This window comes from Kitasatospora sp. NPDC094016 (assembly GCF_040304045.1).
Classification (GTDB): domain Bacteria; phylum Actinomycetota; class Actinomycetes; order Streptomycetales; family Streptomycetaceae; genus Kitasatospora.
Window position 1 is genome coordinate 105,197 of sequence record NZ_JBEOUK010000022.1, and the last position, 25,479, is coordinate 130,675.

26 protein-coding genes are annotated in these 25,479 nt (G+C 72.3%); 21 read left to right on the forward strand and 5 right to left on the reverse strand.

The features are described from left to right. Positions 1 to 49: 49 nt before the first annotated feature. Positions 50 to 526: a thioredoxin-dependent thiol peroxidase gene (gene bcp / locus ABT015_RS21165; protein WP_063349225.1), complete on the reverse strand. Its 477-nt coding sequence runs from the start codon at positions 524 to 526 to the stop codon at positions 50 to 52. A gap of 146 nt (positions 527 to 672) precedes the next feature. Here bcp and ABT015_RS21170 point away from each other — a divergent pair, with 146 nt between their 5' ends. From ABT015_RS21170 to ABT015_RS21180, 3 genes are all read left to right on the forward strand, one after another. After that, entirely contained in the window at positions 673 to 1,014 is a 342-nt protein-coding gene (locus tag ABT015_RS21170) for a DUF3618 domain-containing protein (RefSeq protein ID WP_350881213.1), read from the forward strand. Between the two features lie 300 nt (positions 1,015 to 1,314). Then, the gene (locus ABT015_RS21175; RefSeq protein ID WP_079136310.1) at positions 1,315 to 1,617 is read left to right on the forward strand and encodes a GroES family chaperonin; all 303 of its coding nucleotides are present in this window, start codon (positions 1,315 to 1,317) and stop codon (positions 1,615 to 1,617) included. A gap of 96 nt (positions 1,618 to 1,713) precedes the next feature. After that, positions 1,714 to 2,892: a winged helix DNA-binding domain-containing protein gene (locus ABT015_RS21180; protein ID WP_350881215.1), complete on the forward strand. Its 1,179-nt coding sequence runs from the start codon at positions 1,714 to 1,716 to the stop codon at positions 2,890 to 2,892. 100 nt (positions 2,893 to 2,992) lie between these two features. Here the strand turns inward: ABT015_RS21180 and ABT015_RS21185 are convergent, their stop codons facing one another. After that, positions 2,993 to 5,359 carry a transglycosylase domain-containing protein gene (locus ABT015_RS21185; protein WP_350881217.1) on the reverse strand — a complete coding sequence of 789 codons (2,367 nt, stop codon included), beginning with the start codon at positions 5,357 to 5,359 and terminating at the stop codon, positions 2,993 to 2,995. A 271-nt stretch (positions 5,360 to 5,630) separates the two neighbouring features. On the opposite strand from ABT015_RS21185, the gene ABT015_RS21190 reads away from it, so the two are divergent. The 12 genes from ABT015_RS21190 to ABT015_RS21245 all read left to right on the forward strand — a co-directional run bounded on the left by ABT015_RS21190 (position 5,631) and on the right by ABT015_RS21245 (position 17,940). Further along, a complete protein-coding gene (locus ABT015_RS21190) occupies positions 5,631 to 6,500 on the forward strand; it encodes an ABC transporter permease (protein WP_350881219.1) in 870 nt (289 codons plus the stop codon). Next, the gene (locus tag ABT015_RS21195) at positions 6,493 to 7,320 is read left to right on the forward strand and encodes an ABC transporter permease (RefSeq protein ID WP_350881221.1); all 828 of its coding nucleotides are present in this window, start codon (positions 6,493 to 6,495) and stop codon (positions 7,318 to 7,320) included. Before ABT015_RS21190 ends, ABT015_RS21195 begins: the two co-directional genes overlap by 8 nt. A 26-nt stretch (positions 7,321 to 7,346) precedes the next feature. Next, entirely contained in the window at positions 7,347 to 8,306 is a 960-nt protein-coding gene (locus ABT015_RS21200) for an ABC transporter ATP-binding protein (protein WP_350881223.1), read from the forward strand. Positions 8,307 to 8,435: 129 nt separating this feature from the next. Further along, positions 8,436 to 9,668: a glycosyltransferase family 2 protein gene (locus ABT015_RS21205; protein WP_350881225.1), complete on the forward strand. Its 1,233-nt coding sequence runs from the start codon at positions 8,436 to 8,438 to the stop codon at positions 9,666 to 9,668. A 108-nt stretch (positions 9,669 to 9,776) separates the two neighbouring features. After that, positions 9,777 to 11,072, forward strand: coding sequence for a nucleotide sugar dehydrogenase (locus ABT015_RS21210; protein WP_350881269.1), 1,296 nt, complete (start codon positions 9,777 to 9,779; stop codon positions 11,070 to 11,072). Positions 11,073 to 11,285: 213 nt separating this feature from the next. Continuing rightward, positions 11,286 to 12,581 carry a DUF445 domain-containing protein gene (locus tag ABT015_RS21215; protein WP_350881227.1) on the forward strand — a complete coding sequence of 432 codons (1,296 nt, stop codon included), beginning with the start codon at positions 11,286 to 11,288 and terminating at the stop codon, positions 12,579 to 12,581. Between the two features lie 88 nt (positions 12,582 to 12,669). Then, a complete protein-coding gene (locus ABT015_RS21220; RefSeq protein ID WP_350881271.1) occupies positions 12,670 to 13,713 on the forward strand; it encodes an adenosine deaminase in 1,044 nt (347 codons plus the stop codon). Positions 13,714 to 13,871: 158 nt separating this feature from the next. Continuing rightward, positions 13,872 to 14,450 carry a toxin-antitoxin system HicB family antitoxin gene (locus ABT015_RS21225; protein WP_350881229.1) on the forward strand — a complete coding sequence of 193 codons (579 nt, stop codon included), beginning with the start codon at positions 13,872 to 13,874 and terminating at the stop codon, positions 14,448 to 14,450. A gap of 123 nt (positions 14,451 to 14,573) precedes the next feature. Continuing rightward, positions 14,574 to 15,410, forward strand: a complete 837-nt coding sequence (locus ABT015_RS21230; protein WP_350881231.1) for a DUF4097 family beta strand repeat-containing protein — start codon at positions 14,574 to 14,576, stop codon at positions 15,408 to 15,410. Continuing rightward, positions 15,410 to 16,336 (forward strand): ATP-binding cassette domain-containing protein, encoded by a 927-nt coding sequence (locus ABT015_RS21235; RefSeq protein ID WP_350881233.1) that lies wholly within the window; start codon positions 15,410 to 15,412, stop codon positions 16,334 to 16,336. The genes ABT015_RS21230 and ABT015_RS21235 overlap by 1 nt, the downstream gene beginning before the upstream one ends. After that, positions 16,333 to 17,103 carry an ABC transporter permease gene (locus tag ABT015_RS21240; RefSeq protein WP_063349237.1) on the forward strand — a complete coding sequence of 257 codons (771 nt, stop codon included), beginning with the start codon at positions 16,333 to 16,335 and terminating at the stop codon, positions 17,101 to 17,103. Before ABT015_RS21235 ends, ABT015_RS21240 begins: the two co-directional genes overlap by 4 nt. A gap of 243 nt (positions 17,104 to 17,346) precedes the next feature. Then, the gene (locus tag ABT015_RS21245; protein ID WP_350881235.1) at positions 17,347 to 17,940 is read left to right on the forward strand and encodes a hypothetical protein; all 594 of its coding nucleotides are present in this window, start codon (positions 17,347 to 17,349) and stop codon (positions 17,938 to 17,940) included. Positions 17,941 to 18,010: 70 nt separating this feature from the next. On the opposite strand, the gene ABT015_RS21250 is transcribed toward ABT015_RS21245, so the two are convergent. The 3 genes from ABT015_RS21250 to ABT015_RS21260 form a co-directional block, all read right to left on the reverse strand. After that, positions 18,011 to 18,415 (reverse strand): hypothetical protein, encoded by a 405-nt coding sequence (locus ABT015_RS21250; protein WP_350881237.1) that lies wholly within the window; start codon positions 18,413 to 18,415, stop codon positions 18,011 to 18,013. A gap of 267 nt (positions 18,416 to 18,682) precedes the next feature. Continuing rightward, positions 18,683 to 18,868 (reverse strand): DUF397 domain-containing protein, encoded by a 186-nt coding sequence (locus ABT015_RS21255; protein WP_350881239.1) that lies wholly within the window; start codon positions 18,866 to 18,868, stop codon positions 18,683 to 18,685. 4 nt (positions 18,869 to 18,872) lie between these two features. Beyond that, the gene (locus ABT015_RS21260) at positions 18,873 to 19,724 is read right to left on the reverse strand and encodes a helix-turn-helix domain-containing protein (protein WP_350881241.1); all 852 of its coding nucleotides are present in this window, start codon (positions 19,722 to 19,724) and stop codon (positions 18,873 to 18,875) included. Positions 19,725 to 19,904: 180 nt separating this feature from the next. Here ABT015_RS21260 and ABT015_RS21265 point away from each other — a divergent pair, with 180 nt between their 5' ends. From ABT015_RS21265 to ABT015_RS21290, 6 genes are all read left to right on the forward strand, one after another. Next, positions 19,905 to 20,267, forward strand: coding sequence for an ATP-binding protein (locus ABT015_RS21265; protein WP_350881243.1), 363 nt, complete (start codon positions 19,905 to 19,907; stop codon positions 20,265 to 20,267). After that, positions 20,264 to 20,521 (forward strand): hypothetical protein, encoded by a 258-nt coding sequence (locus tag ABT015_RS21270; protein WP_350881245.1) that lies wholly within the window; start codon positions 20,264 to 20,266, stop codon positions 20,519 to 20,521. Before ABT015_RS21265 ends, ABT015_RS21270 begins: the two co-directional genes overlap by 4 nt. 178 nt (positions 20,522 to 20,699) lie before the next feature. Beyond that, positions 20,700 to 21,548, forward strand: a complete 849-nt coding sequence (locus tag ABT015_RS21275) for a helix-turn-helix domain-containing protein (RefSeq protein WP_350881247.1) — start codon at positions 20,700 to 20,702, stop codon at positions 21,546 to 21,548. 254 nt (positions 21,549 to 21,802) lie between these two features. Beyond that, complete coding sequence (locus tag ABT015_RS21280; RefSeq protein WP_350881249.1) at positions 21,803 to 22,933, forward strand: methyltransferase domain-containing protein; 1,131 nt, start codon at positions 21,803 to 21,805, stop codon at positions 22,931 to 22,933. 189 nt (positions 22,934 to 23,122) lie between these two features. After that, on the forward strand, positions 23,123 to 24,361 hold the full coding sequence (locus tag ABT015_RS21285) for an outer membrane protein assembly factor BamB family protein (RefSeq protein WP_350881251.1): 1,239 nt from the start codon (positions 23,123 to 23,125) through the stop codon (positions 24,359 to 24,361). Positions 24,362 to 24,505: 144 nt separating this feature from the next. Further along, complete coding sequence (locus tag ABT015_RS21290) at positions 24,506 to 25,336, forward strand: putative adhesin (RefSeq protein ID WP_350881253.1); 831 nt, start codon at positions 24,506 to 24,508, stop codon at positions 25,334 to 25,336. Positions 25,337 to 25,479: the final 143 nt, after the last annotated feature.

Below are 25,479 nucleotides of genomic sequence, written 5' to 3' on the forward strand. Positions count from 1 at the left end.
GAGCGAGGCGCCGGGCGAGCTGGATGCCCAGATGCCAGGCCGTCGAGCGTCAGGCCGTCTCGACCTTGAGGTCGCGCAGCAGCTTGGCGACGTGCCCGGTGGCCTTCACGTTGTACAGCGCGCGCTCGACCTTGCCCTGCTCGTCCACGATCACGGTGGAGCGGATCACGCCGACGTAGGTGCGGCCGTAGTTCTGCTTCTCGCCGTAGGCGCCGTAGGCCTCCAGCACCTGGTGGTCCGGGTCGGACACCAGGGTGACCTTGAGGTTCTCGGCCTCGCGGAACTTGCCGAGCTTCTCCGGCTTGTCCGGGGAGACGCCGATGACGTCGTAGCCGGCACCGGCGAGGACCTCCAGGTTGTCGGTGAAGTCGCAGGCCTGCTTGGTGCAGCCGGGGGTGAGCGCGGCCGGGTAGAAGTAGACGATGACCTTGCGGCCCAGGTGGTCGGCGAGGGACACCTGGTTGCCGTCGGCGTCGGACAGGCTGAAGGCGGGCGCGGTGTCGCCGGGCTGGAGACGCTCACTCACGGGTAAATCTCCTGTTGCTGGGGCGGGCGGTCATAGCACGGCAAACTTACCTCCGATGGTGGGTGGGGTCGCGCGGCCCTGCTCGGCAACTGACAGACTGGGTCAGTCGCACAGGACAACATCAGCAAGTGAATGGGGTGGCCCGAGTGGGCGAGGCGAGCACGAAGGACAAGTCGGCGCGGACGACCGCCCAGATCGAGGCGGACATCTCCCGGACCCGCACCCAGCTGGCGGCCACCCTGGACGAGCTGGCCGTGCGCGTCCACCCGAGCACGATCGGCGCCCAGGTGAAGGCGAAGGCCGTGGCCGCCGTCGAGGAGCAGGCCGGCCGGGCGTACGTGGCCGCCAACGGCGTGGTGGAGAAGGTGCGGGCGCAGTTCGTGGACGAGAAGGGGCAGCCGCGCACGGAGCGGATCGTCCCGGCCGCGCTGGTCGGCGTGGGCGTGCTGCTGCTGGTGGCTTCCGCCCGGAAGCGCCGCAAGGGCTGATCGGGCACGGGGTGAGGGCCGGGCGCGGGAGGCGTCCGGCCTTCGGTGTGCCCGGGCCCGGGAGGTGTGCCCGGGCCTGGAATGTGCCCTGACCTGGAGTGTGCCCTTGCCTGGGGGTGTGCCCGGCCCCGCGGGTGCCGCGGCTTCCCGCATGCCGGGCCAGCGTCACGCCGCGCGCCCGGGGGCGGTACCTTCGGGATCGTGAGTACGAACGACGAACCGACCCCGCAGGCCTCCTCCGCCGCACCCGAGTACGAGGCGGCGCGGCACGACCGGCTGGGCGAGAAGCTGCCGATCCGGATGCTGCACGACCGCGTGCTGGTGCGGATCGAGGGCAGCGAGGGCGAGCGCCGCTCGACCGGCGGCATCCTGATCCCCGCGACCGCGGAGCTGTCCAAGCGCTGCACCTGGGCGGAGGCCGTCGCGGTGGGCCAGAGCGTCCGCTCGGTGGAGCCGGGTGACCGGGTGCTCTACGACCCGGAGGACAAGCTGGAGGTCGAGGTCCGCGGCGCCACCTACGTGCTGCTGCGCGAGCGCGACCTGCACGCGGTGGCGGCGACCCGCTTCGGCGACACGGAGGGCTCGACCGGGCTCTACCTCTGAACCTCTGAGCACGGACGTGGCGTGAGCCGGTCGGGGCGCTGCCCCGGCCGGCTCCTTGCGTCCGGGCCTGTCGGTGGTGGGCGCTAGGGTCCGGGCATGACGAGGCGTGTGCCGGTGATCGGCGAGGGTGAGCGGCGGGCCCGGGTGGGGCGGCGGCAGTTGCTGGCGCCGTCGGTGCGGGTGGCGCGGGTGGAGCAGGTGGCGGACGCGCTGGTGGGGCTGCACGCGTCGGACCCGGCGACGGTGTACCTGTCGGCGTGCGCGCGGCTGGTGGAGCCGTCGGCGGCGGAGGTGGACCGGGCGCTGTACGAGGACGTCACGCTGGTGAAGCTGCTGTCGATGCGGCGGACGCTGTTCGCGGTGACGGAGGGCTTCGCGCCGCACGTGAGTTCGTCGACGGCGCGGGCGATCGCGGCAAGGGAGCGGGCGACGCTGCTCAAGCACCTGCGGGACCACGCGGACGGCTGGGACGAGGCGCGGCTGGCCGGGGCGGAGCGCGCGGTGCTGGCCGCCGTGGCCCGGCGCGGCGAGGCGACGACGAAGGAACTCGGCGACGACGTGCCGGAGTTGCGCGAGACGATGCTGATGTCGGTGGGCAAGCCGTACGAGAGCCGGCAGAGCGTGGGAAGCCGGCTGCTGCGGGTGCTGGCCGCGGACGGGCACGTGCGGCGGGGCCGTCCGCGCGGGTCGTGGCTGAGCAACGTCTATCCGTGGGCGCCGGTGCCGCAGTGGCCGGAGGCGCCGGTGCGGGAGGCGAAGGCGGAGGTGGTGCGGCGCTGGCTGGCCGGGTACGGCCCGGCGACCGTCGAGGACGTGAAGTGGTGGACGGGCTGGACGCTGGGGGACACCCGCCGGGCGCTGGCGGACGTGGGCGCCGAGGACGTGGAGCTGGCGGGCGGGGCGGCGGCGCTGGTGCTGCCGGGGGACGCCGGGCCGGTGGCGGAGCCGGAGCCGTGGGCGGCGCTGCTGCCGGCGCTGGATCCGACGGTGATGGGCTGGCGGGGGCGGGACTGGTACCTGCGGCCGGAGGACGTTCCGGCGCTGTTCGACCGGGCGGGCAACGCCGGGCCGACGGTGTGGTGGTGCGGCCGGGTGGTGGGCGGCTGGGCGCAGCGGCCGGACGGCGAGGTGGTGTGGCGGCTGTTCGGTGATGTGGGGGCGGAGGCCGGGGCGGCGATCGCGGCGGAGGCGGCGCGCCTGGCTGGCTGGTTGGGGGAGGTGCGGGTGACGCCGCGGTTCCGGTCGCCGTTGGAGCGGGAGTTGGTGGCGGGGTAGTCCACCGGTCGGCGGGGTGGTTCACCGGTCGGCGGGGTGGTTCACCGGTCGGCGGGGTGGTCCACCGGCCGGTGGGGTGGTTCACCGCTCGGGGGGTTGCTCACTGGGCGGGCGGGGTGGCCCGCTGGGCCGGTGGTGTCGCGCTCGTCGCCGGGTTGGTGGCGGCGCCGGTGGTGCTGGATGGCGTGGTCGGGTGGGTGGGCCGGGTCTGGGTGGGTCGGGGGGTGGGGCTGGACTGCTCCTGGGTGGCGGTGGGCTGGGGTGCCTGCGGGCTGGGCTGTTCCTGGGTGGTGGTGGGCTGCGGGGCGGGCGCGCTGGGGGCGTGGGTGGGGGTGTCGGGCACGGGGGTGCTGCTGCTGGGGGGTTCTTCGCTGCTGCCGCCGCCGGTGGTGGGGGTGGTGGCGGTGGGGCTGGGGGTGGTGGTGGCGCTGCTGCTGGGGCTGAAGCCGGGGGCGGGGGTGTCGCGGCCGGTCTGGAGGTCGAACTGCTGGGTGGCGGTGCCGTCGAGGGCGGCGCTCATGTAGGCGGTCCAGATCCGGGTGGGGAAGGTGCCGCCGTTGATCCGGGCGAGTCCGGCGGTGCCGGCCAGTGGTTCCTTGGCGTGGGTCTTCGGGTTCTCGCGGAACAGGCCGACGGTGGTGGCGAGTTCGGGGGTGTAGCCGGCGAACCAGGCGGAGAGGTTGGAGTCGGTGGTGCCGGTCTTGCCGGCGGCGGGGCGGCCGAGGTCGAGGGCGGCGGCGCCGGTGCCGCGGGGGCCGATGACGTCGCGCAGGACGTCGGTGACAGTGTCGGCGTAGGGCCGGTCGATGGCGTCGACGGGGGTGTGGTCGGGCATCTTGGGGGCGTCGACGGCGCCGCCGGTGTGGACGCGTGCGAGTTTGAGGACGGACCACGGGGCGTTCGCCTGGCCGTGGTTGGCGAGGGTGGCGTAGGCGCCGGCCAGGTCGAGGGCGCTGGGGGTGGCGGTGCCGAGGGTCATCGAGGTGTTGGCCGGGTCCATGCCGCGGACGCTGTCGGGGATGCCGAGTTTGACGGCGGTGTCGCGGACGCGGGCGAGGCCGGCGTCGACGCCCTCCTGCGCGTACACGGAGTTGACGGACTTCACCATGGCGTAGCGCAGGGTGATGTTGCCGTAGTCGACGTCGTCCTCGTTGGGCGGCGCGTAGGGGGTGGGGCCGCCGGTGACGGGGCGTTCGCTGGTGCCGTCGTAGCGGGTGTCGGGGGTGATCGGCCGGCCGTCGAGGGTGTGCTGGGCGATGAGGCCGGCGGCGAGGTCGACGGGTTTGAAGGTGGAGCCGATCTGGTTGTCCTGGCGCAGGGCGTCGTTGTAGGGCTGTTTGGCGTAGTCGGGGCCGCCGTAGACGGCGACGACGCGGCCGGTGGCGGCCTCGACGGAGGCGCCGGCGACCCGGACGTCGGTGTCGGTGGCGGGGCGGTGCTGGGGGTCGAGTTCGTCGGTGAGTTCGTCCTGGACGGCCTTGTGGAAGGCGTCCTGCTTGGGCTTGTCGAAGGTGGTGGTGATGCGCCAGCCGCCGGCCTTGAGGGTGGCGGTGTCGATGATGCCGGCCGAGACGAGGTAGTCGTCGGCGACGCCGACGAGGTAGCCGGCCTGGCCGGAGAGGCCGGTGGCGGGCTGGGGGTCGATCGGTTCGGGGAAGGTGGTGGCGGTGCGTTCGGCGTCGGTGAGGAAGCCGAGTTGGACCATGCCGTCGAGGGTGTAGTGCCAGCGGGCGATGGCCTTCTCGCGGTTGGCGGGGGTGGCGGTCTTGACGTCGTAGCTGCTGGGGGCCTGGAGGAGGGAGGCGAGGTAGGCGCCCTGGGCGAGGGTGAGGGCGGAGACGTCGACGCCGTAGTAGGCGTGGGCGGCGCTCTGGATGCCGTAGGCGCCGCGGCCGAAGTAGCTGCTGTTGAGGTAGCCGGCGAGGATCTCGGGCTTGTCGCGCTGCTGGTCGACCTTGAGGGCGATGAAGAGTTCGCGGCCCTTGCGTTCGATGGTCTTGTCCTGCGTCAGGTAGTAGTTCTTGACGTACTGCTGGGTGATGGTGGAGCCGCCTTGGGTGCCCTTGCCGGTGAGGGTGTTCCAGCCGGCCCGGAGCATGCCTTTGAGGTCGATGCCGCGGTTGCGGTAGAAGGTGCGGTCCTCGGCGGAGACGACGGCGTGCTGGGTCTGCGGGGGGATCTGGTCGATGGTGACGTCGGTGCGGTTGACGGCGCCGGTGCGGGCGATCTCGGTGGTGTCGTCGGCGTAGAGGTAGATGTTGTTCTGGGCGACGGCGTGGGCGTTGGGGTCGGGCACCGGGACGATGACGTAGAGCACGGCGAAGGCGCCGACGGTGAGCAGGAGCGCGGTGGTGAGGGCGCCGAGCGTGATGCGCCAGGTGGGCAGGAGCCGGCGCCAGCGGGGGAGGGCTCGGCGGGCCGCGCGGCGGGCGGCTCGTTTGGCCTGGCGTCGGGTGCTCAAGGTCATGCCGCGATTATGTGCTATTTGATGGCCGATCAGGGGGTGGTCGGGGGGTTGGCGTGCTCGGGGAAATCGGGTGCGGCGGCTGGTCCCCGGCGCTACGGTGAAAGGTGCAGACCAGGTAGCGCCGCACGTGGCGCACTCGCATAGCGCACCCAGTTCCGTCAGCTCCGCGCGGTCGGCCCGGTACCCCCGGGTGCGGCCGGTCGGAGCCGTTGGGGTGTGCGCGGACGTCGGCGGGCATTCATCTGCCCGTATTTGTCGACAAGGAGACAATATGCTGAATCTCGCGCCCCCGGAGACGCGGACCGCACGCCCTCCTGATCCCACCGGACCGCTCCCCGCCCTCGGGCTCTACGCGGCCGTCGCCCGCGGCGCCTTCCGTCGCTACTCCACCTACCGGGCCGCCACCGTGGCCGGCACCTTCACCAACACCGTCTTCGGCATCATCCTGGCCTCCTCCTTCCTCGCCCTCTGGCAGGCCCGCCCCGGCCTCGGCGGCTACGACCAGAGCCAGGCCGTCACCTACATCTGGGTCAGCCAGTCCCTGCTGGTCACCGTCGCGGTGTGGGGCGGCGGCTTCCAGGACGACCTCCAGGACCGCTTCCGCAGCGGGGACATCGCCGTCGACCTCTACCGCCCGGTCGACTTCCAGGGCTGGTGGCTGGCCACCGACCTCGGCCGGGCCGCCTTCCAACTGCTGGTCCGCGGCACCGTGCCGCTGCTGGTCGGCGCCCTGGTGTTCCGCACCCGGATGCCCGAGCAGCCGCTGACCTGGGCGGTCTTCCTGCTCTCGGTGCTGCTCGCGCTGGTGGTCAGCTTCGGGCTGCGCTTCCTGGTCTCGATCACCGGCTTCTGGCTGCACGACTCGGACGGGGTGCGCTCGGTGATGCTGGTGGTCTCGATGTTCTTCTCCGGGATGCTGCTGCCGATCGCGCTCTTCCCCGGCCTGCTCGGCGACCTCGCCGCGGTGCTGCCCTGGGCGGCGCTGGTGAAGGTGCCGACCGACGTCTTCCTGGAGCGCTCGACCGGCGCCGGCCTGCTCGGCGCGCTCGGCTTCCAGCTCGCCTGGGCCGTCGCCCTGCTCGCCGCGGGCCGGGGCGCCCAGTGGCTGGCGACCCGCAGGGTGGTGGTGCAGGGTGGCTGAGCCGATCGTGCCCCGCACCGCCTGGGCGGTCCGCTCCTGGTGGTTGTGCGCCCGGATGTGGATGCGCTCGATGATGGCCTACCGGGCCTCCTTCGCCCTGAACCTGGTGGCCAGCCTGGCCACGCACTCGCTGGACTTCGTCGTCCTGGTGCTGATGTTCCGGCACACCGACCAGCTGGGCGGCTGGCGCCTGCCGGAGATCGCCTTCCTCTACGGCACCGCGACCTTCGCCCTCGGGGTGGCCAACCTGCTGGTCGGCTCGGTCGAGGGCCTCGGCGTGCGGATCGTCAACGGATCGCTGGACACCATGCTGATCCGGCCCGCGCCCGCGCTCGCCCAACTGTGCGCCGAACGTTTCTCGCTGCGCCGGCTCGGCCGCCCGATCCAGGCCCTGGCGGTGCTCGCCTGGTCGCTGGCCGCCCTGGACGTCCACTGGACCTGGGACCGCGTGCTGCTGGTGCCCGCCCTGCTGGTCTGCGGCAGCGTCATCTTCGGCGCGATCTACGTCGGCGGCGCGACCGTGCAGTTCTGGTGGGGCGAGTCCAAGGAGATCCAGAACTCCTTCACCTACGGCGGCGCGACCCTGCTGCACTACCCGCCGACCATCTTCGCCAAGGAACTGGTGGCCGGCGTGGTCTTCGGCGTCCCGCTGGCCTTCGTCAACTGGCTGCCAGCCCTGCGCGTCCTCGGCCGGCCCGACCCGCTCGGCCTGCCCACCGCCTTCCAGTACGCCTCCCCGCTCGCCGCCGCGCTCTGCGTCGCCGCCGCCGGGCTCGCCTGGCGGGCCGGGCTGCGCGCCTACCGCGGCACCGGCAGCTGAACCCCCCTCCTACGCAAGGAACCCCCATGGCACTGATCGAACTCGAGGACGTCCGCCGCACCTTCACCGTGCGGGTCCGTACCGGCCGCTTCAGCCGGGTCAAGCGCGAGGTGCGCGCGGTGGACGGGCTGAGCTTCACCGTCGAGGCCGGCGAGTGCGTCGGCTACATCGGCCCCAACGGCGCCGGCAAGTCGACCACCATCAAGATGCTCACCGGCATCCTCGTGCCCAGCGGCGGGCGGTTGCGGGTCGCCGGAGTAGACCCGGCCCGCGAGCGCGTCGCGCTGGCCCGCCGGATCGGCGTCGTCTTCGGCCAGCGCACCACGCTCTGGTGGGACCTCCCGCTCCGCGACTCCTTCGAACTCGCCCGCCGGATCTACCGCATCCCCGACCGCCGATATCGCGAGAACCTCGGCCGCTGCGTCGAACTGCTCGACCTGGAAGGGCTGCTGGACACCCCCGTCCGCCAGCTCTCGCTCGGCCAGCGGATGCGCGGCGACCTCGCGGCGGCGCTGCTGCACGACCCGCAGGTGCTCTACCTGGACGAGCCGACCATCGGCCTGGACGTGGTCAGCAAGGGGAAGGTGCGCGAGTTCCTGCGCGAGGTCAACCGGGACCGGGGCACCACCGTGCTGCTCACCACGCACGACCTGACCGACATCGAGCAGCTCTGCGGCCGGGTGATGGTGATCGACCACGGCCGGGTCGTCTACGACGGCGGGCTGGACGGCCTGCACGCCACCGGGCGCAGCGAGCGCACCCTGGTGGTCGACCTGGCCGAGGCCCGGCCCGCGATCGAGGTGGCGGGCGCCCGGGTGGTGAAGGTCGAGGGGCCCCGGCAGTGGCTGGCCTTCCCGGCACAGCAGAGCGCCGCGCCGATCGTGGCGGCGGTGGCCGCTCGCTATCCGCTGGTGGACCTGTCGGTGCGCGAGCCGGCGATCGAGGACGTGATCGCGCGGATGTACACGGAGGTGGCGATCGGCTGAGCCTCCCGAACGCTGAACGCGTGTTCGGCCGCTGTCACCCGTCCGGGGAGGGCACGTGACTCCCCGGCGGGCAGCCGAGTTGACGTTGCATCGCTCGGCGAACAGCACACCGGAGGGCAGCGCTTCTCGATGACCGGACCCGATGTGACCGTGGTGGTCGCGGTCTACAACACCATGCCCTACCTCACCGCCTGCCTGGACTCGCTGGTCGGGCAGACCCTGGCGCCCGGGCGGTTGGAGGTGGTGGTCGTCGACGACGGCTCCACGGACGGCGGCGAGGCCGTCCTGGACGACTACGCCGCCCGCCACCCCGGGCTGTTCCGGGTGGTGCACCAGGCCAACTCGGGCGGCCCGGCGGCCCCCACCAACCGGGGCCTGGCGCTGGCCCGCGGCCGCTACGTGCTCTTCCTCGGCGCGGACGACTGGCTCGGCGCCGAGGCGCTGGAGCGGCTGGTCACGGCGGCCGACGCCTGGGGTTCGGACGTGCTGGTGCCCAAGCAGGTCGGGGTGAACGGGCGGCTGGTGCCGCAGGGGATCTTCCACGCCAACGCCGAGTCCGTCGGTTTCACCGACTCGGCGCTGGCCTGGGCGCTGTCCGACACCAAGCTGTTCCGGATGGACCTCGTCCGGCGCCACGGGCTGCGCCGCGACGAGGAGTTGAAGGTCTTCTCGGACCAGCCGTTCACCCTGGAGGCCTGCCTGCGGGCGGGCCGGGTGTCCGTCCTCGCCGACTACGACTGCTACTTCCTGGTGCTGCGCGAGGACTTGGGCAACGTCACCCAGCGGGCCGGGGTGCTCGACCGGCTGCGCGGGATCGCGGCGTTGCAGCAGGTCGCCGCCGATCTGGCGGCGCCCGGCGGGGAGTTGGACGCGATCCGGGCCCGCAGCTTCGCCTGGGACGTGCCGCGGCTGCTCCAGAACGACTTCCTGCTGCTCGACGACGCCGTCCAGGAGCAGGTGTGCGCCGAGGTCGGCCGGCTGGTCGAGCGCTTCGACGCCCGTGCGGTCTACCCGCGGCTGCCCGTCGCCGAGCGGCTGCGGCTCGAACTCGCCGCCGCCGTAAGGCCGGAGGCGCTGCGGGACCTGATCCGGTACGAGGCCGCGCACGGCGACCCGCCGGTGGTCGTCGACGGGCGGCGGCACTACGCGGGCTACCCGGCGTTCCGGGACGCCCGGCTGGGCCTGCCGGACGAGCTGTTCCTGCTGGGCGAGGAGCCGGTGCGGCTGCCGGTGGAGGTCCCGCCGCTCAACCTGGCCCAGCAGGTGTGGCGCGGCGCCGTGCCGGCCCAGCTGCGGCGGGGGCTGCGGCGCTACCCGGTGTGGCGCCGGCTCGCCAACACGGTGAACGGGGGCCGGGGGTGAGCGGGGGCCCCGGAGGCCGGGGCCGCCGGAGGCTGGGAGCCGGAGGGAAAGGCGACACGAGGATGAACGGGGTGCGGGCATGAACGGGGTGCGGGGATGAGCCGGGCGATGGACGTCTGCGTGGTCGGGCTGGGCAAGCTGGGCCTGCCGCTGGCCGTGCAGTTCGCACTGAAGGGGCACCGGGTGACGGGGGCGGACATCGCCCCTGGGGTCGTCCGCAGCGTCAACCAAGGCGTGCCGCCGTTCCCCCGGGAGGCGGGTTTGGACGAGGCGCTGAAGCAGGTGGTCGCCGAGGGGCGGCTGCGGGCCACCACCGACACCACGGCCGCCGTCGCCGCCGCCGAGGCCGTGGTGCTGGTCGTCCCGCTGGTCACCGCCGCCGACGGCACCCCGGACTTCGGCCTGCTCGACGCGGCCACCGACGCCGTCGCCGCCGGGCTGCGCCGGGGCACCCTGGTCAGCTACGAGACCACCCTGCCGGTCGGCGTCACCCGGGGCCGCTGGGCGCCCCGGCTGGCGGCCGGCTCCGGGCTGACCGCCGGGGCGGACTTCGCGCTGGTGTTCAGCCCGGAGCGGGTCCGCACCGGGCGGGTCTTCGCCGACCTGCGGCGCTACCCCAAGCTGGTCGGCGGCGTGGACGCGGCCTCGACCCGGCGCGGCGCCGAGTTCTACCGGGCCGCGCTGGACTTCGACCCGCGCCCCGACCTGCCCCGGCCCAACGGCGTCTGGGAACTGGCCTCGGTGGAGGCGGCGGAGTTCGCCAAGCTCGCCGAGACCACCTACCGGGACGTCAACATCGCGCTGGCCAACCAGTTCGCCCGGTACGCCGACCGGGTCGGGGTGGACTTCGCGGAGATCGCCGACGCGTGCAACTCGCAGCCGTACAGCCACCTGCACCGGCCCGGCATCGCGGTCGGCGGGCACTGCATCCCGGTGTACCCGCGGCTGTACCTGTGGAACGACCCGGGCGCGACGGTCGTGCGGGCCGCCCGGGAGGCCAACCTGGAGATGCCCGGGTACGCGGTCGGGGTGCTGGACGGCGCGCTGGCGGGCGGGATCGCCGGGCAGGGCGTGCTGGTGCTCGGGGCGGCGTACCGGGGCGGGGTCAAGGAGACGGCGTACTCCGGGGTGTTCCCGCTGGTCGAGGCGGTGCGGGCGGCGGGGGCGCGGCCGTACGTCAGCGATCCGCTGTACCGGGGCGGGGAGCTGGCGGCGCTCGGGCTGCCCCCGTACGACGGGGAGCCGGTGGTGGCGGCGGTGCTCCAGGCGGACCACCCGGAGTACCGGGAGCTGGCGCCGGAGGACCTGCCGGGGGTGCGGGTGCTGCTGGACGGGCGGCGGTGCACGGATCCGGCGGCGTGGGCGGTCGAGGGGGTGCGGCGGATCGTGCTGGGCGGGGCGTGATCGTGCTGGGCGGGGCCTGAGGGGGGGTGCGGTTTCGGGCTCCGACGGGCGTGCGGGGCGCCGCGTCGGCGGGCACGGTGGACCGCACACGGCGTGACGGGGTGGGTACGGGGCGTGCGCGCGGCGGCGCGCGAGGCGTGCCCGGGCGCGTGACCAGGCGCGTGATCGCGGGGCGCGCCCTCGCCCGCGCCGGGCAGCGGGCAGACTGGCGGGGTGAGTGACGAAGCCTTCAGCGGTACGGGCCCCGGGGTCCGGTTCACCGCCGCCGACGAGCAGAAGAGACATGGCGTCCGCCGGATGAAGACCATCGCGACCGGCCTGCTGGCCTTCGCGAGCCTGGTCTTCGCCCTCGCCACCTGGGCCAAGGCGGCCGGCGCCGGCGCCTGGGCCGGGTACGTGGCGGCGGCCGCCGAGGCGGGCATGGTCGGCGCGCTGGCCGACTGGTTCGCGGTGACGGCGCTGTTCCGCCGCCCGCTCGGCCTGCCGATCCCGCACACCGCGATCATCCCGACCAAGAAGGACGCCTTCGGACGCTCGCTCGGCGACTTCGTCGGCGACAACTTCCTCTCCGGCCACGTGGTGCGCGGGCGCCTCGCGTCGCTGGGCATCGCCCGGCGGCTGGGGGAGTGGCTGGCCGCGCCGGGCAGCGCCGAGCGGGTCACCAAGGAGGCCTCGGCGGCGCTGCGCGGGGTGCTCGAGGTGCTCCGGGACGACGACGTGCAGGCGGTCGTCGCCGAGGCGGTGACCAGGCGGGCGGCGGCCACCTCGGTGGCCGAGCCGATGGGCCGGATGCTGGGCAAGGTGGTCGCGGACGGCGGGCACCACGGCGTGGTCGACCTGGTGGCCGTCCGGGCGCACGGCTGGCTGACCGCCAACCACGAGGAGGTGGTCCAGCGGGTCACCCAGAAGACCCCGGGCTGGACGCCCAAGTTCCTCGACCACCAGGTCGGCGAGCGGGTCTACAAGGAGCTGATGCGGTTCGTCACCGACATCCGGGACGACCCGGACCACCCGGCCCGCGGTGCCATCGACAACTTCCTCGCCGACTTCGCGACCGAACTGCAGACCGACCCGGAGACCATCGCCCGGGTGGAGCGGGCCAAGGTGGAACTGCTGGCCCGGCCCGAGGTGCAGGACCTGATCGCCTCCACCTGGGCGGCCGTCCGGACCCTGGTGGTGAACGCGGCCGAGGACGAGGACAGCGAACTGCGCCGGCGCATCCGTGAGGGCGTGAGCAGCTTCGGCGCGCGCCTGGCCACCGACGCCAAGCTCCAGGCCAAGGTGGACGGCTGGCTCCAGGGCGCCGCCCAGTACCTGGTCGACACCTACCGCGCCGAGATCACCTCGCTGATCTCCGAGACGGTGGCGGGCTGGGACGCCGACGACGCCTCCCGCAAGATCGAGGCCAACGTGGGCCGCGACCTGCAGTTCATCCGGATCAACGGAACCGTCGTCGGCGCCATGGCCGGGCTGCTCATCCACACCGTGGCGACCGCCCTCGGAGGCTGACCCCGGGGCGGCCTATCCTTGCCAGCACCTGTCGGTACGCGCGTAGAGGAAGTAGGGAACCACCGTGGTCCAGCCGGACGGAAGTCGGATCGGAAACCCCAGTGGCCAGGGGGGCATCGAGGCGTTCATCGCCGGGATGCCCAAGGCGGAGCTGCACGTCCACCACGTGGGCTCGGCCTCGCCGCGCGTCGTCGCCGAGCTGGCGGCCCGCCACCGCGGTCGGTCGAAGGTGCCGACCGACCCGGCGGCGCTCGCCGAGTACTTCACCTTCACCGACTTCGCGCACTTCGTCGACGTCTACCTGAGCGTCGTGGACCTGATCCGCGACGCCGAGGACGTCCGCGCGCTCACCTACGGCGTGGCCGAGGACATGGCGCGCCAGAACATCCGGTACGCCGAACTGACCATCACCCCGTACTCCTCGGTCAAGCGGGGCATCCCGGACGTCGCCTTCATGGAGGCGATCGAGGACGCTCGGCTGCGCGCCGAGAAGGAGCTCGGGGTCGTCCTGCGCTGGTGCTTCGACATCCCCGGCGAGGCCGGCCTGGAGGCCGCCGAGGAGACCGCCCGGCTCGCCGTCGACCTGGCCCCCGAGGGCCTGGTCAGCTTCGGCCTCGGCGGCCCGGAGATCGGCGTGCCGCGCCCGCAGTTCAAGCCCTACTTCGACCGGGCGCGGGCGGCCGGCCTGCGCAGCGTCCCGCACGCGGGCGAGACCACCGGGCCGGAGACGGTCTGGGACGCGATCCGGGTGCTCGGCGCCGAGCGCATCGGGCACGGCACGCAGTCGGTGAAGGACCCGGCGCTGCTGGACCACCTGGGCGAGCACCGGATTCCGCTGGAGGTCTGCCCGACCTCCAACATCGCCACCCGGGCGGTGGAGCGGATCGAGGAGCACCCGATCAAGCGGATGGTGGACGCCGGGCTGCTGGTCACGATCAACAGCGACGACCCGCCGATGTTCGGCACCGACCTCAACACCGAGTACGCCGTCGCGGCGCGGTTGCTGGGCCTGGACGAGTCCGGGGTGGCGGCGCTGGCGCGCAACGCGGTCGAGGCGTCCTTCCTGGACGTGGCGGGCAAGGCGCGGCTGGCCGGCGAGATCGACGCCTACCTGGCGGGCTGGAAGGCCTGATCCCCGGCGTCCGCCCTGGTGGACGCCCCGCGAAGTGCCCCTGAACCGCCCCGTCGGCAGCTGTCGGCGGGGCGGTTCTCTGTGCCCACTCGGAGGTGGCGCCAAAGTGGCACCACTAATGGCTCGACATGGCACCATCGCTGTGCCATGCTGAGGCCATGGACCTCACGCCGTACGTCGAAAACCTTCGGAACGAGCTCGCGGTGGCCGCGGGCACGGGCGGGGACGAAGCCCGCGCGCTGGCCGAGCGGCTGACGCTGCCGCTGGATTCCGCCGTGCGGCTCACCCTGCTCAACGCGCTCTCGGCCGCGATGGGCGAAGTGACCCGCGAGCTCGCCCCCGGCTCGGTGGACGTGCGGTTGCGCGGGCTCGATCCCGAGTTCGTGGTCACCGTACCGCCCGGCGCCGACACCTTCCACGGTGATGTGCCGCCCGTGGCGCCACTGATGGCGCCGATGGTGGCATCGGTGGTGCCAGTGGCGCCGCCCGTGGTGCCGGAGTCGGACGAGACGGGCACGGCCCGGATCAACCTGCGCCTGCCCGCCCACCTCAAGGCCCGGGCCGAGGAGGCCGCCGGGCAGGAGGGCCTCTCCCTCAACGCCTGGCTGGTCCGGGCCGTCGCCGGCGTGCTGGAGGCCGGCGAGCCGCCCGCCCGCCCGGCCGCGCCGCAGGCCCCCCAGCCGACGGCTCGCCCGCGCCGCGGCGGCGGCCAGGGCTTCACCGGCTGGGTCCACTGACGCTTCCGCCCGCTCCGCCTGTTGGACCCGCTCCATCCGCTCCATCCGCGCTCCACCCGCAACGACGTCACCCCCGCTCCGACCAGCGGGAACACCCATCAGAGTCAAGAGGACGGGACAGCCATGCCTACGTACGAGACCGACGGACCGATCTCGGCCACCCTCGAATTCGAGATCGGCTCGGTGCGGATCAGCGCGAGCAAGCGCACCGACACCGTGGTCGAGGTCAAGCCCGCCAACCCCGCCGAGGAGGCGGACGTCAAGGCCGCCCAGCAGACCCAGGTCGACTACGCCGGCGGCCGGTTCACCCTCAAGGGCCCGAAGAAGCGCTCGCCGTTCGGCCGGATCGGCTCGATCGACATCCTGATCGAGCTGCCGGCGGGCTCGGAGATCAACGCCGACGCCCCGATGGCCACCTTCGTCGCCGAGGGCCCGCTCGGCGACTGCCGGCTGAAGACCTCGCTCGGCCGGATCCAGGTCGAGCAGGCCGCGAGCGCGCGGCTCAAGACCGACCACGGGGAGGTCCGGGTCGACTCGGTCGACGGGGACGCGGAGGTCTCCGGGCTCGGCCGGGTCGCGGTCGGCACGGTCGGGGGCGCGCTGACGGTCAAGAACAGCAACGGCGACACGGAGGTCCGCGAGGTCCACGGGGCGCTCAAGGCGAGCTCCTCCTTCGGCCGGATCGAGGTCGGCACCGCCCACGCGGGGGTGGACGCCAAGACGGCGCACGGCCCGATCCGGATCGGCCGGGTGGTGCGCGGCCAGGTCACCATGCAGACCTCCCTGGGGGACTTGGAGGTCGGCATCGCGGAGGGCACGGCGGCCTGGCTCGACGTGCACAGCAAGGTCGGCACCGTGCGCAACGCCCTCGGCGCGGCGCAGGGCCCGGGCGACGCCCGGGAGACCGTCGAGGTCCGCGGCCGCACCCAGCTCGGCGACGTCGTGATCCGGAGGGCGTGATGGCGGCGATCTCGGCAGTCGGACTGACCAAGTCCTACGGTGACAAGGCCGTGCTGAACGGCATCGACCTGGAGATTCCGGCGGGCAGCGTGTTCGCCCTGCTCGGGCCGAACGGCGCCGGCAAGACCACCACCGTGCAGATCCTCTCCACCCTGATCCCGGCCGACGGCGGGGTGGCCCGGGTGGCCGGGCACGACGTGGTCGAGCGGGCCTCCGGAGTGCGGGCGGCGATCGGTGTCACCGGCCAGTTCTCGGCGGTGGACAACCTGCTCACCGCCGAGGAGAACCTGCTGCTGATGGCGGACCTCAACCACCTCCCCCGTCGGGAGGGGCGGAGGCGGGCCGAGGATCTGCTGCGGCGGTTCGACCTCACGGAGGCGGCGCGCAAGCCGGTCGTCACCTTCTCCGGCGGCATGCGGCGCAAGCTCGACCTGGCGATGACGCTGGTCGGCGATCCGCGGGTGATCTTCCTCGACGAGCCGACCACCGGGCTGGACCCGCGCAGCCGGCGGACGATGTGGGAGATCATCCGGGGGCTGGTCGCCGACCACGGGGTGACGATCTTCCTCACCACCCAGTACCTGGAGGAGGCCGACGAACTCGCCGACCGGATCGCCGTCCTGGACGGCGGGCGGATCGTCGCCGAGGGCACGGCGGACGAGCTGAAGCGGATCGTCCCCGGTGGGCGGATCCGGCTCCAGTTCGCGGATGCCGCCCAGCTGGGTGCTGCCGCCGGGCTGTTCGACTACGCCGCGGTCGACACCGAGGCGCTGCGACTGGACATCCCGGGGGACAACTCCGTGGTCACCGTGAAGGCGGTGCTGGACGCGCTCGACAACGCCTCGGTCCAGGCCGAGTCGCTGGTCGTGGAGACGGCCGATCTGGACGACGTGTTCCTCACTCTGACCGGGGAGGGCGCCCGATGAGCGCTTCGGTGAGCTACGCGGTCAGTGACTCGCTGACCATGCTGCGGCGCAACCTCAAGCACGCGCTGAGGTACCCGTCGCTGACCTTCGCGGTCGTGATCATGCCGGTGATGATGCTGCTGCTGTTCAACTACGCCTACGGCGGCGCGCTCGGTGCGGGCATCGGCGGCGGCAGCTACATCGACTACGTGACGCCCGGCATCCTGCTGATGGCGGCCGCCTCGGGGTCGCTGGTCACGGCGATCGGGGTCTGCGTCGACATGACGGAAGGCATCGTCAACCGCTTCCGCACGATGGCGATCTCACGCTCGGCCTTCCTGGCCGGGCACGTGGTCGGCAGCGTGATACAGACCATGCTCGGCCTGGTCCTGGTGGTCGGCGCGGCGCTCGCGATGGGCTTCCGGCCCAACGCCGGGCTGGTGGAATGGCTGGCGGCCGTCGGACTGCTGCTGTTCGTCACTGTCGCGCTGACCTGGATATCGGCGGGCATCGGGCTGGTCGCCAAGACGGTGGAGAGCGCCAGCAACCTGCCGATGCCGATACAGTTCCTGCCCTTCATCGGCAGCGCGATCGTCCCGCCCGACTCGATGCCGACCGCCCTGCGGTGGTTCGCCGAGTACCAGCCGTTCACGCCGATCATCGAGACCCTGCGGGGGCTGCTGATGGGCACCCCGATCGGCAACAGCGCCTGGAGCGCGCTGGCGTGGTGCACCGGGCTGACGCTGATCGGCTACTTCTGGTCGAGGAGCGTCTTCTACCGGCGGTGACGGGGGTGTGGCCGGTAGCGGGAGGCCCGGGAGGACAGCGATGTCCGCCCGGGCCTTCCGGCGTCGTGGCCGGTACTGCGTCGTGGCCGGTACTGCGTCGTGGCCGGTCCTGAGTCGTGGCCGGTCCTGAGTCGTGGCCGGCACCGGTAGACGCCCAGGGCCTGGGCCGGAGCCGACCGGAGCCCCAACCGCCGGACATCCGGTAGTAAAGTCCGGGCAAAGGCTCACCCTGGGGAGGGGCGCATGACGGCGGCACGTCGCAAGCGGATCGTGTGGTGGCTCAGAGGTGTGGCGCTGGCGGCGTTCCTGGTCTATCTGCCGGGCTATCAGGCCTCGTTCTCAGGCGGGCTGGTAGAGGTCGAGCGCTGGCTCAACCACCCGCTGCCGCTGCTCGGCGCCACCGTCGTGCTGGCCGTGGTCTCGCTGGTGATCCAGTTCGAGTTCCGCACCTGGTGGTCGCAGGTCGGGTGCGCGGCCGCCCTGGTGTCGCTCGTCTTCCTCGCCGGGGTGGCCGTGCTCCTGTCGCTGCTGCTCGACCGCGACGGGCAGCCCGTCAGCCGGAAGAGCCACCCGGAGCACCCGGACCGCGTGCTGACCGTGACCGATGTCGCCTTCTCGATCGACCCGATCTACCGGGTCGAGCTGTTGACCGGCAGTGGCTGGTCCGCCCGCCACTGGGAACTGGGCGAATGGGACGTCCGTGGCGGCGAGTTCGGCAGGGTCGACTGGTCCGGGCCGGACCGGATCGCGGTGACCGGGGTGGAGGGGACCGAGACCGCGGTGTTCACTGTCGACCCGGACGGCCGGCCGAGCAGGCAGGACCCGACGCCCGGGTAGGCCGGTAGAGCTGAGGGGGGCGGTAGGCCCTCGCGCGGCGGGGAGGCCGCGCGAGGGCCTACCGGCGGGGCTACCAGGTGTCGATGCCCATCTTCTTGGCCGCGTCGTGGACGGCCTTGTAGTGGGCGTGGGACATGCCGGACTGCTTGTCCTTCTCGGGCAGGTTCTTGTCCGTCGCGCGGAACTCGTCGCGGGCCTCGGCGAGCAGGCTCGTGCCGTAGGAGACGGGGACGTCCTTGACGCCGTGGGACGGGTGGGTCTTCTCGGCCGTCTTGCTGCCCGCCTTGATCAGGATGTCGCGGGCCTTGTTGAAGTCGTCGGCCTTGACCGTCTTCGGGTTGCTGAGCTGCGTCTGCACCCGGGCCGTCGGCTGGGCCTGCTCGGTGCCTGCGGCCATGGCGGGAGCGGCGGCGGCAGCGGCGAGGGCGCCGGCGGCGGCGACTGCCACGAGGGCGTTCCGGAGGGTCCTGTTCATGGATATCGATCCCTTCGCAATGTCTAAGCATCAGTGCCCGCACCGGACTTGGAGTCCGTGGGAGTGCGAACTCCTCGGCACTACCCCGGCCCTCCTCGGCGGCAAACCGGTGTCCGTTCGGGGGCGGTTGGGGAACGGCGGGATCAGGCCGTCTTGTGATTATCGGACGGCTGGGTCAGCAGAGGCGGAAGGGTCCCAAGGGGGACGGCCAGGATCGGGTGTGCGGAGGGCGGGCCGTTCGACGAATGGCCCGCCCGGTGCGGTGGATCAGAGGTCGAACTCGCCGGCGCGGATGGCGGAGAGGAGGTCGCGCCATTCGGTGACATCGAGTTGGGCGATCGCGTCGGGCCGGAGGCTGCTGCGGACATAGACGGCGTCGGAGGTGACGGCTACCTCCGGGCAGCTCGCGCCCTCACCGCAAGCCTCTGGACGCTGCCAGTCGAGTATTTCCATGGCTCTAGATCTCCTTCTTGATAAGCCTGATGGCGTCACGAGACTGGCTTTCGGTGAGCGATCGCTCTGTCATCCTGTCGATGATGTGGCGATAGTTCTCCATCAACTTCTGCTCGTGAAGGAACATCGGGCCGTTGGCAGTGTCGAGCTGAACTGTGTCCAGGCGGGGCACTGGCCCGCTCGCGTGGATGATGCCTTGACCTGCACCCATGAAGCCATTGGTGCTGAAGGTGATCACCCGAAGCGTCACGTGGGGAAGTTCCGAGTACTCAAGTAGCTGGTCCATCTGTCGCTTTGCGGCGTCGCGGCCGCCGAACAGCATGCGCAGAGCGGCCTCGTGGACCAACGCGGAGTACGGCGCGGCTCCGTCTCTCATCAGGAACGCCGAACGCTGAACTCGATGCTCGACGCGGGCTTCCACGTGGCGGGGTGAGAGCGGCGGGTGGACATCCTTGAAGATGGCTCTCCCGTATTCCTCCGTCTGCATAGCGCCGGGGACGTGCGAGATCTGGTACGTGAGCAGTCCCCTGGAGAAGTACTCCATCTCGGCGATGTTGAGGAAGCCGGGCGGCACGGACCCTCGGTAGTCCTCCCACCAACCCTTGTGGCGTTCCTCGGCCATGGCCGCGAGCGCTTCCACGTAGGCGCGATCGCTCTCCTCATAGTCGCAGGCGAGCATGCGTACCCGCTCGGCGCTGATCGGGTACTGCCCCTTCTCGATCTGCGTGATCTTCGGTCGGGCGAATCCGAACAGCGCGGCGGCTTCGGCCGTTGTGCGGCCCGCGCAGTCGCGCATCTTCCGCAGCTCGGTGCCTACTCGCTCCTGCCTGGCTGACGGGGTGGTTCGTGGTGGCATGCCCCCAAGCATCCATCGCGATCCCTTGAAGGGTCCAGCAATCCATCGATCGAGTGAAGGCGGGGGTAAAAGTACCGGTACATGTACCACCAGTGCCCTACAGTCAGTGATGCACCGATCACCGAACCGGGCGTCAGTGGCCCGCTCGGCATTTCCCCTTCACCTCTCCGGGAGATCCCCGTGCGTAACCTCAACTCCCCCTCCCTCACCCTCGCTCGCGACACCCTCCGCGACGGCATGACCCGCGTCGGCTGGTCGCCCTCCTCCATCGCGGACGCCGAGCTCGCCCTCGTCGAACTGATCGTCAACGCCTGGCGTCACGGCGAGACGACCTCCCCCGTCGTCCTCATCCACTTCCTCTCCGACACCCTCCGCGTCACCGTCGCGGACCGCTCCTCCACCCTCCCCGAGCAGCGAACGCCGTGCCCGCTCGCCGAGTCCGGCCGGGGCCTCCAGCTGGTCGCCGGCCTCACCCACCGGTGGGGCGTCGACCCCCTGAAGCTGGGCAAAATCGTTTGGTTCGAGCTGGACGGTGTCGCGTGATCGCCCACCACCCCATCCATCCGGCCGATCCGGCGCTGCGCCACCTCACGGCCCGCCAGATCACCGGACTCATCGTCGAACTCCGCACCGAGGGGCGTGAGTTCGGGATCCTCTGGCCCTCAGCCCAGCCCGGCGAGACCGACCTCAACGGCCGCGCCCTCGTCTCCCTCGGCAACATCCCGGCCAGCACCCTCATCAACCTCCTCGCCCTCCTCCGCGAGTACAAGCGCGAGCGGGACCGCCGCCGATGCTAGGCCTCCTGACCGTCAACCTCCTGGCCGCGCTCCTCGGCGCCCTCTGCGAAACCCGCGCCCGCCACCTCCACGACCGCACGGCCGCCTACGCAGTGCTTGCCTCATGTCAAGCCTGCGATTCCGCACGGCACTTCGCGGTACCGACGTGCGAGTTCGGTCGGCAGGTAGCCTCCGGGTGGTGAGCACCGATTTTCAGCAGGCGCGGCTGTCGCTCGGTGTGCGGCTACGGGAGTTGCGCACCGAGGCGGGCGTGAACGGCCGCGACCTCGCCGGACGGCTGGGCTGGCCGGCGTCGAAGATTTCGAAGCTGGAGAACGGCAAGCAGACGGCCACTCCCGCGGATCTTCATGCGTGGGCCGAAGCGCTGGGATGCCCCGAGACCGCTGCCGAGTTGAAGGGCAGGCTGCAAGGCCTGGAGTACCGCTATCGGGGATGGAAGCGGGTGCTGGCCGGCGGGCACCGGGTGCGCGAGGAAGCCGGAGTCAGGCACGGCCGGGAGGCGGCGGTGACCACCGGCTACGAACCTGCCATCATCCCGGGCATTTTCCAGATCGCGGAATACGCCCGCCACGTCCTGACTCGCGCAACCGATCTGGATGACGGGCCACGTGACATCGAGGAAGGAGTATGTGCCCGGTTGAAGCGCCAGGAGTCCCTCTACCAGCGAGGGAAGCGCTTCCGCTTCATCATGTCCGAGGCCGCGCTGTACGTGCAGATCTGTCCGCCCGACGTTCTGGCTGCTCAACTCGACCGTCTGGGAGGCCTGCTGGGGCTCGACTCGGTTGAGGTGGGGATCGTTCCGCTCGGGGCTCCGGTGGCGGTCATTCCCAAGCACGGCTTCTGGATCTACGACGACAGGCTCGCGATCGTCGAGACGTGGAACGCTGAGCTGTGGCTCGACGAACCCGCCGACATCGCTCTGTACCGGAAGGTCTGGGGAAAGCTGCACGATGCTGCGGTGTACGGCCCCGCGGCACACCGGCTGATCTCCCGTGCGCGCTCGACGCTGGCACTGGCAGCCACCTGAGCAACGTGCGGAAGCCTCGCCGCGCATAGGAGAAATGCGGAGAAATGCGGCTCACACCGGCATGGTTGGGCCTCTACCGTGCCGGACAGGACCTTGCCGGCACCCGAGTGACCGGCACCGATCGAGAGGAGCCGGAATGGGCGAGCACGGAGACGGTAAGGGTGGCGAGGACGGGGACAAGAAGCAGTCCCCGAAGGAGTCCGACGGCCAGTGGACCAAGCCCGTGAAGCCGTCGAAGAAGTGAGCTCCAACTGATGGATGAATACGCACAGTTGCTGACGCGGATGGAATCGGCGGGGGCGCTGGGCGAGGGGTGGCGGGGCGCGTTCGAGCGTGCCCCGCGCTCTTCCTTCGTCCCGGACTCCGTCTGGGCCCCGGACGACGACAGCCCGACCGGCTACGGCCGGATCACCCGGGCCGACCACCCGGACTCCTGGTGGGCGCTGGTGAACGCCGACGAGGTGGTGGTCACCCAGATCGATGACGGCCTCGATACCGGGCCGGGCATCGCCACCTCCTCGGCCTCCAAGCCCTCCCTCGTCGCGAGAATGCTCCGGCACCTGGACGTGGCCGACGGGAACACCGTGCTCGACATCGGCACCGGCACCGGATGGACGAGCGCGCTCCTCTCCGCCAGGCTCGGCGACGCCCACGTGACCACCGTCGAGGTCGATCGAGCGGTCGCCGCCGCAGCGGTCCGACGACTCACCGCAGCGGGCTTCCACCCCAGTTGCTCGACCGGCGACGGCCTCGAAGGCCGGCCCCTCCGGGCGCCTTACGATCGCATCCATTCCACGGCGGCGGTTCGCCGACTGCCGCGCGCCTGGCTCGAACAGACCCGCCCCGGCGGCGTGATCGTCACCCCCTGGGGCACGCCCTACGCCAACGCCGGACTCCTGCGCGTGGTGGTCGGCGTGCCGGGGGAGCCCTCCCAGGGCAAGTTCGTGGACAACGCCAGCTTCATGTGGGTCCGCAGCCAGCGCCCCCACCCGGTGGCCGAACCGACCGGCCGGCCGATCCTCCGGGGCTCGTCGCCGATCGACCCGGAGCTGGCGCTGGAGAACGTGGACGTGGCGTTCGCCATCGGCCTCCGGGTGCCCGGCGTTCGGTATCACCACACCTGGGACGACGCGGACCCCGGCGGCACCTATCGGATGCGACTCTCCGACGGCGCCGGCTCCTGGGCGTCCGTCCGCCACCACGACTGGGGCGCCGCCGACGCGGTCCGGCAGGCCGGGCCGCGCCGCCTGTGGGACGAGATCGTCCGCGCCCGCCGGGGATGGCTCGCCGACGGCGAACCGGACCTCACCCGCTTCGGCGTGACGATGACGCCGACCGGCGAACAGCACGTGTGGCTCGACGAGCCCGGCAACCTGATCGGATGACCCGGCCGCGAACCGTCGGCCGTCCGGCCTGAGCCCCTTGCGCAGGAAGTCGGCCGGTCCGACTTCCTACGCACAACCTTCAGAATCCCGGCCGCATCCCGGCCGCGTCCCGGCCGCCCTTTTCGGCGCCTTCTGTGAAGCTCGCCCTCGCGGTGCAACCGGCGGCAGGCGCAGACGGTCACCTTCGGTGTGACCTCGAACGAATCGCAGACCGATCCCGTCCGCGCCCACGTCAGCCGCAGGCGCATGCTGTTGGGCGTCGCCGGTGTGGCGGCGGCCGCCGCCACCGTCGGGGGCATCGGCTGGTGGGCGCGGCGGGACGCCGACACCGGCCACCGCGTCTGGAGCAGGACCGGCACCGGCAGCCGGGTCGCCCTGTCGGCCACCCCGCAGTCCGACCTCTACGTCGCGGACTTCGACGGCACGGTCAGGGCCCTCGACCTGCGGACCGGCGCCCCGCGTTGGAGTGCCGAGGTCGCCTCGCGCAACCCCGCCGACAGCAGCTTCGGCTGGCCGATCGCCGCAGGTGACGGACTGGTCTGCGTGACCACCGACTCCCACGTCCACGCCCTGGACGCCGCGTCCGGAGCCGTCCGGTGGACCGTGCCGGCGCCGAGGGGCTATCTGTCCGGATGGACGGACGGCCCCGCCGTCGGCGGGGACGTGTTCGTGATCTGCGACGGCCGCGTCCACTCCTACGACGCGGCCACCGGCGAGGCCCGGTGGGCCGGCCCGCTGGAGGCCGCCTGCGGGCCGGCGGTCGCGGGCGGCACCGTGTACCTTGCCGCCCCTGCGGGCGGGATCTCCGCCCTCGACGCGAAGACCTGTGAGCGACGCTGGGAGCAGCCCGCCGTCGGCACGCTCGTCGACCGGCCCGTGGTCCACGAGGGCGTCCTCTACCTGTCCACTTCCGCCGCCTCCGCCTCGACCGGCGCCGCCCCGACCGCCTCCGCCTCGACCGGCGCCGCCCCGACCGCCTCCGCCTCGACCGGCGCCGCTTCGGCCGCCTCCGCCTCGACTGTCTCCGCCCTGGACGCGGCGACCGGCCGAGTGCTCTGGCAGCGTGACGATCTCGGCCACCCCGGTGTCCATCCCGCCCCGGTCGCCGACGGGACGCTCTGCCTCCTCGGCAACGACCGGGTCATCGCCGTCGAGGCGAGTACGGGCCGCAGCCGGTGGACCTCCTCAGTGCCGGACGGCCTGGGCCGGGGCATGAGCACGATGGCCGTCGCCGACGGCCGGGTCTACGTGGCGCTGAACGACGGTCGGCTGCACACCCTCGACCTCGCCACCGGCCGGCTTCAGTGGCAGGACGATCCGGCCGAGTTCGGCACCGAGTACACCGGTCTCTCGCTGACGGCCTTCGGCGGCGTCGCCTACCGCGGCAGCCGGGCCGGGCTCTACGCGGCGGGCATACCCGCGGCCTGACCTCCGCGCGAGGCCCCGGTGCCGCGCCGCCCGGGGCACCGCGCGGTGCGCCTTCAGGCAGCGGGCACTGCCCGTACGGACCTGGCGCCCACGCCGACGTCACCGCTATCCAGGAGAGTGAGCTTTCGAGTCGCGAGGGGGACGATGCACGCCCACGACAGGACCAAGGGTGCCGCCGCCGGCAAGGCCCGCACGCCGGCCCGCACTTCGGAGTCGGCGACCAGGAACCCGAACCGGGCGCAGGCCGCCGCCCAGTCGCTGCTCGGCCTCCAGAGCAGCCACGGCAACGCGGCCGTCGTACAGATGCTCCGCGCGACCGGGATCCAGCGCGCGGCCGACCAGAACCGGCCCATGATCAACCACCAGAACCCGGACGACGACTGGGAGGCCGACAACACCGCGCCCGCGCGTACGGACGGTCTCGTGCTCAGCGGTCACGGCGCCTGGGAGGCCGCGAACGGCACCTTCCGGGTGCCCGCGGGGACGAGGGTGCACTTCTACACGCAGCACGGGATGGTCCTCCCCGACGACCTGGGCGGGCAGGTGGAGAACGGCGCCAACCGGGGTGGCAGCGTGGAACAGGGGCAGGACCGTGGCGCCGCTCGCACCGTGGTGGGCGGGCGGAGCCTGCAGAACTACACCATCTCCTACCCCAGCGGCCTCACCATCCGGGGAAACCCGGCGATCGCCAGCCCGGTGGGCGGCGGGTACGACATCGAACTCGACCCGGGGACGCCGGCCGCAACCGTCATCAACGTCGCCACGCTGACCGACCCCCAACTCGCGGGCCGCTCGATCGTCTTCGACGGCGACGTGCTGCTGAGCGACATCCTGCGGCCCGGCATGGGGGACGTGCACTTCGCGGCCTGCCGCTTCGTCGAGACCAACAGGCCCGGGACGCGGAACCAGGGCCGTCCTCAGGGCTACAACGGCCCGGGCGACCTCGGCGAGGCCGGCGGCCTCTACAACCCCTGACCCGTCCGGCCTCCAACGCTCCGCGCTCCGCGCAGGAAGTCGGCCCGCCGACTCTGCTGGCGAAGTATTTGATCTGGGTCAGGCCGTTGCTGTGATGCCGTGTTGGGTGCAGAGTGCGTGGACGCGGGTGGGGCGGCGGTCTG

What these genes read in the sequence shown, in the direction of transcription:
- ABT015_RS21245 (WP_350881235.1), top strand. Translation starts at nt 17,347, where the DNA reads ATGACGGCGGCACGTCGCAAGCGGATCGTGTGGTGGCTCAGAGGTGTG.
- ABT015_RS21225 (WP_350881229.1), top strand. Translation starts at nt 13,872, where the DNA reads ATGGACCTCACGCCGTACGTCGAAAACCTTCGGAACGAGCTCGCGGTG.
- ABT015_RS21235 (WP_350881233.1), top strand. Translation starts at nt 15,410, where the DNA reads ATGGCGGCGATCTCGGCAGTCGGACTGACCAAGTCCTACGGTGACAAG.
- ABT015_RS21260 (WP_350881241.1), bottom strand. Translation starts at nt 19,724, where the DNA reads ATGCCACCACGAACCACCCCGTCAGCCAGGCAGGAGCGAGTAGGCACC.
- ABT015_RS21185 (WP_350881217.1), bottom strand. Translation starts at nt 5,359, where the DNA reads ATGACCTTGAGCACCCGACGCCAGGCCAAACGAGCCGCCCGCCGCGCG.
- ABT015_RS21210 (WP_350881269.1), top strand. Translation starts at nt 9,777, where the DNA reads ATGGACGTCTGCGTGGTCGGGCTGGGCAAGCTGGGCCTGCCGCTGGCC.
- ABT015_RS21250 (WP_350881237.1), bottom strand. Translation starts at nt 18,415, where the DNA reads ATGAACAGGACCCTCCGGAACGCCCTCGTGGCAGTCGCCGCCGCCGGC.
- ABT015_RS21190 (WP_350881219.1), top strand. Translation starts at nt 5,631, where the DNA reads ATGCTGAATCTCGCGCCCCCGGAGACGCGGACCGCACGCCCTCCTGAT.
- ABT015_RS21290 (WP_350881253.1), top strand. Translation starts at nt 24,506, where the DNA reads ATGCACGCCCACGACAGGACCAAGGGTGCCGCCGCCGGCAAGGCCCGC.
- ABT015_RS21205 (WP_350881225.1), top strand. Translation starts at nt 8,436, where the DNA reads ATGACCGGACCCGATGTGACCGTGGTGGTCGCGGTCTACAACACCATG.
- ABT015_RS21255 (WP_350881239.1), bottom strand. Translation starts at nt 18,868, where the DNA reads ATGGAAATACTCGACTGGCAGCGTCCAGAGGCTTGCGGTGAGGGCGCG.
- ABT015_RS21180 (WP_350881215.1), top strand. Translation starts at nt 1,714, where the DNA reads ATGACGAGGCGTGTGCCGGTGATCGGCGAGGGTGAGCGGCGGGCCCGG.
- ABT015_RS21230 (WP_350881231.1), top strand. Translation starts at nt 14,574, where the DNA reads ATGCCTACGTACGAGACCGACGGACCGATCTCGGCCACCCTCGAATTC.
- ABT015_RS21280 (WP_350881249.1), top strand. Translation starts at nt 21,803, where the DNA reads ATGGATGAATACGCACAGTTGCTGACGCGGATGGAATCGGCGGGGGCG.
- ABT015_RS21240 (WP_063349237.1), top strand. Translation starts at nt 16,333, where the DNA reads ATGAGCGCTTCGGTGAGCTACGCGGTCAGTGACTCGCTGACCATGCTG.
- ABT015_RS21200 (WP_350881223.1), top strand. Translation starts at nt 7,347, where the DNA reads ATGGCACTGATCGAACTCGAGGACGTCCGCCGCACCTTCACCGTGCGG.
- ABT015_RS21175 (WP_079136310.1), top strand. Translation starts at nt 1,315, where the DNA reads ATGCTGCACGACCGCGTGCTGGTGCGGATCGAGGGCAGCGAGGGCGAG.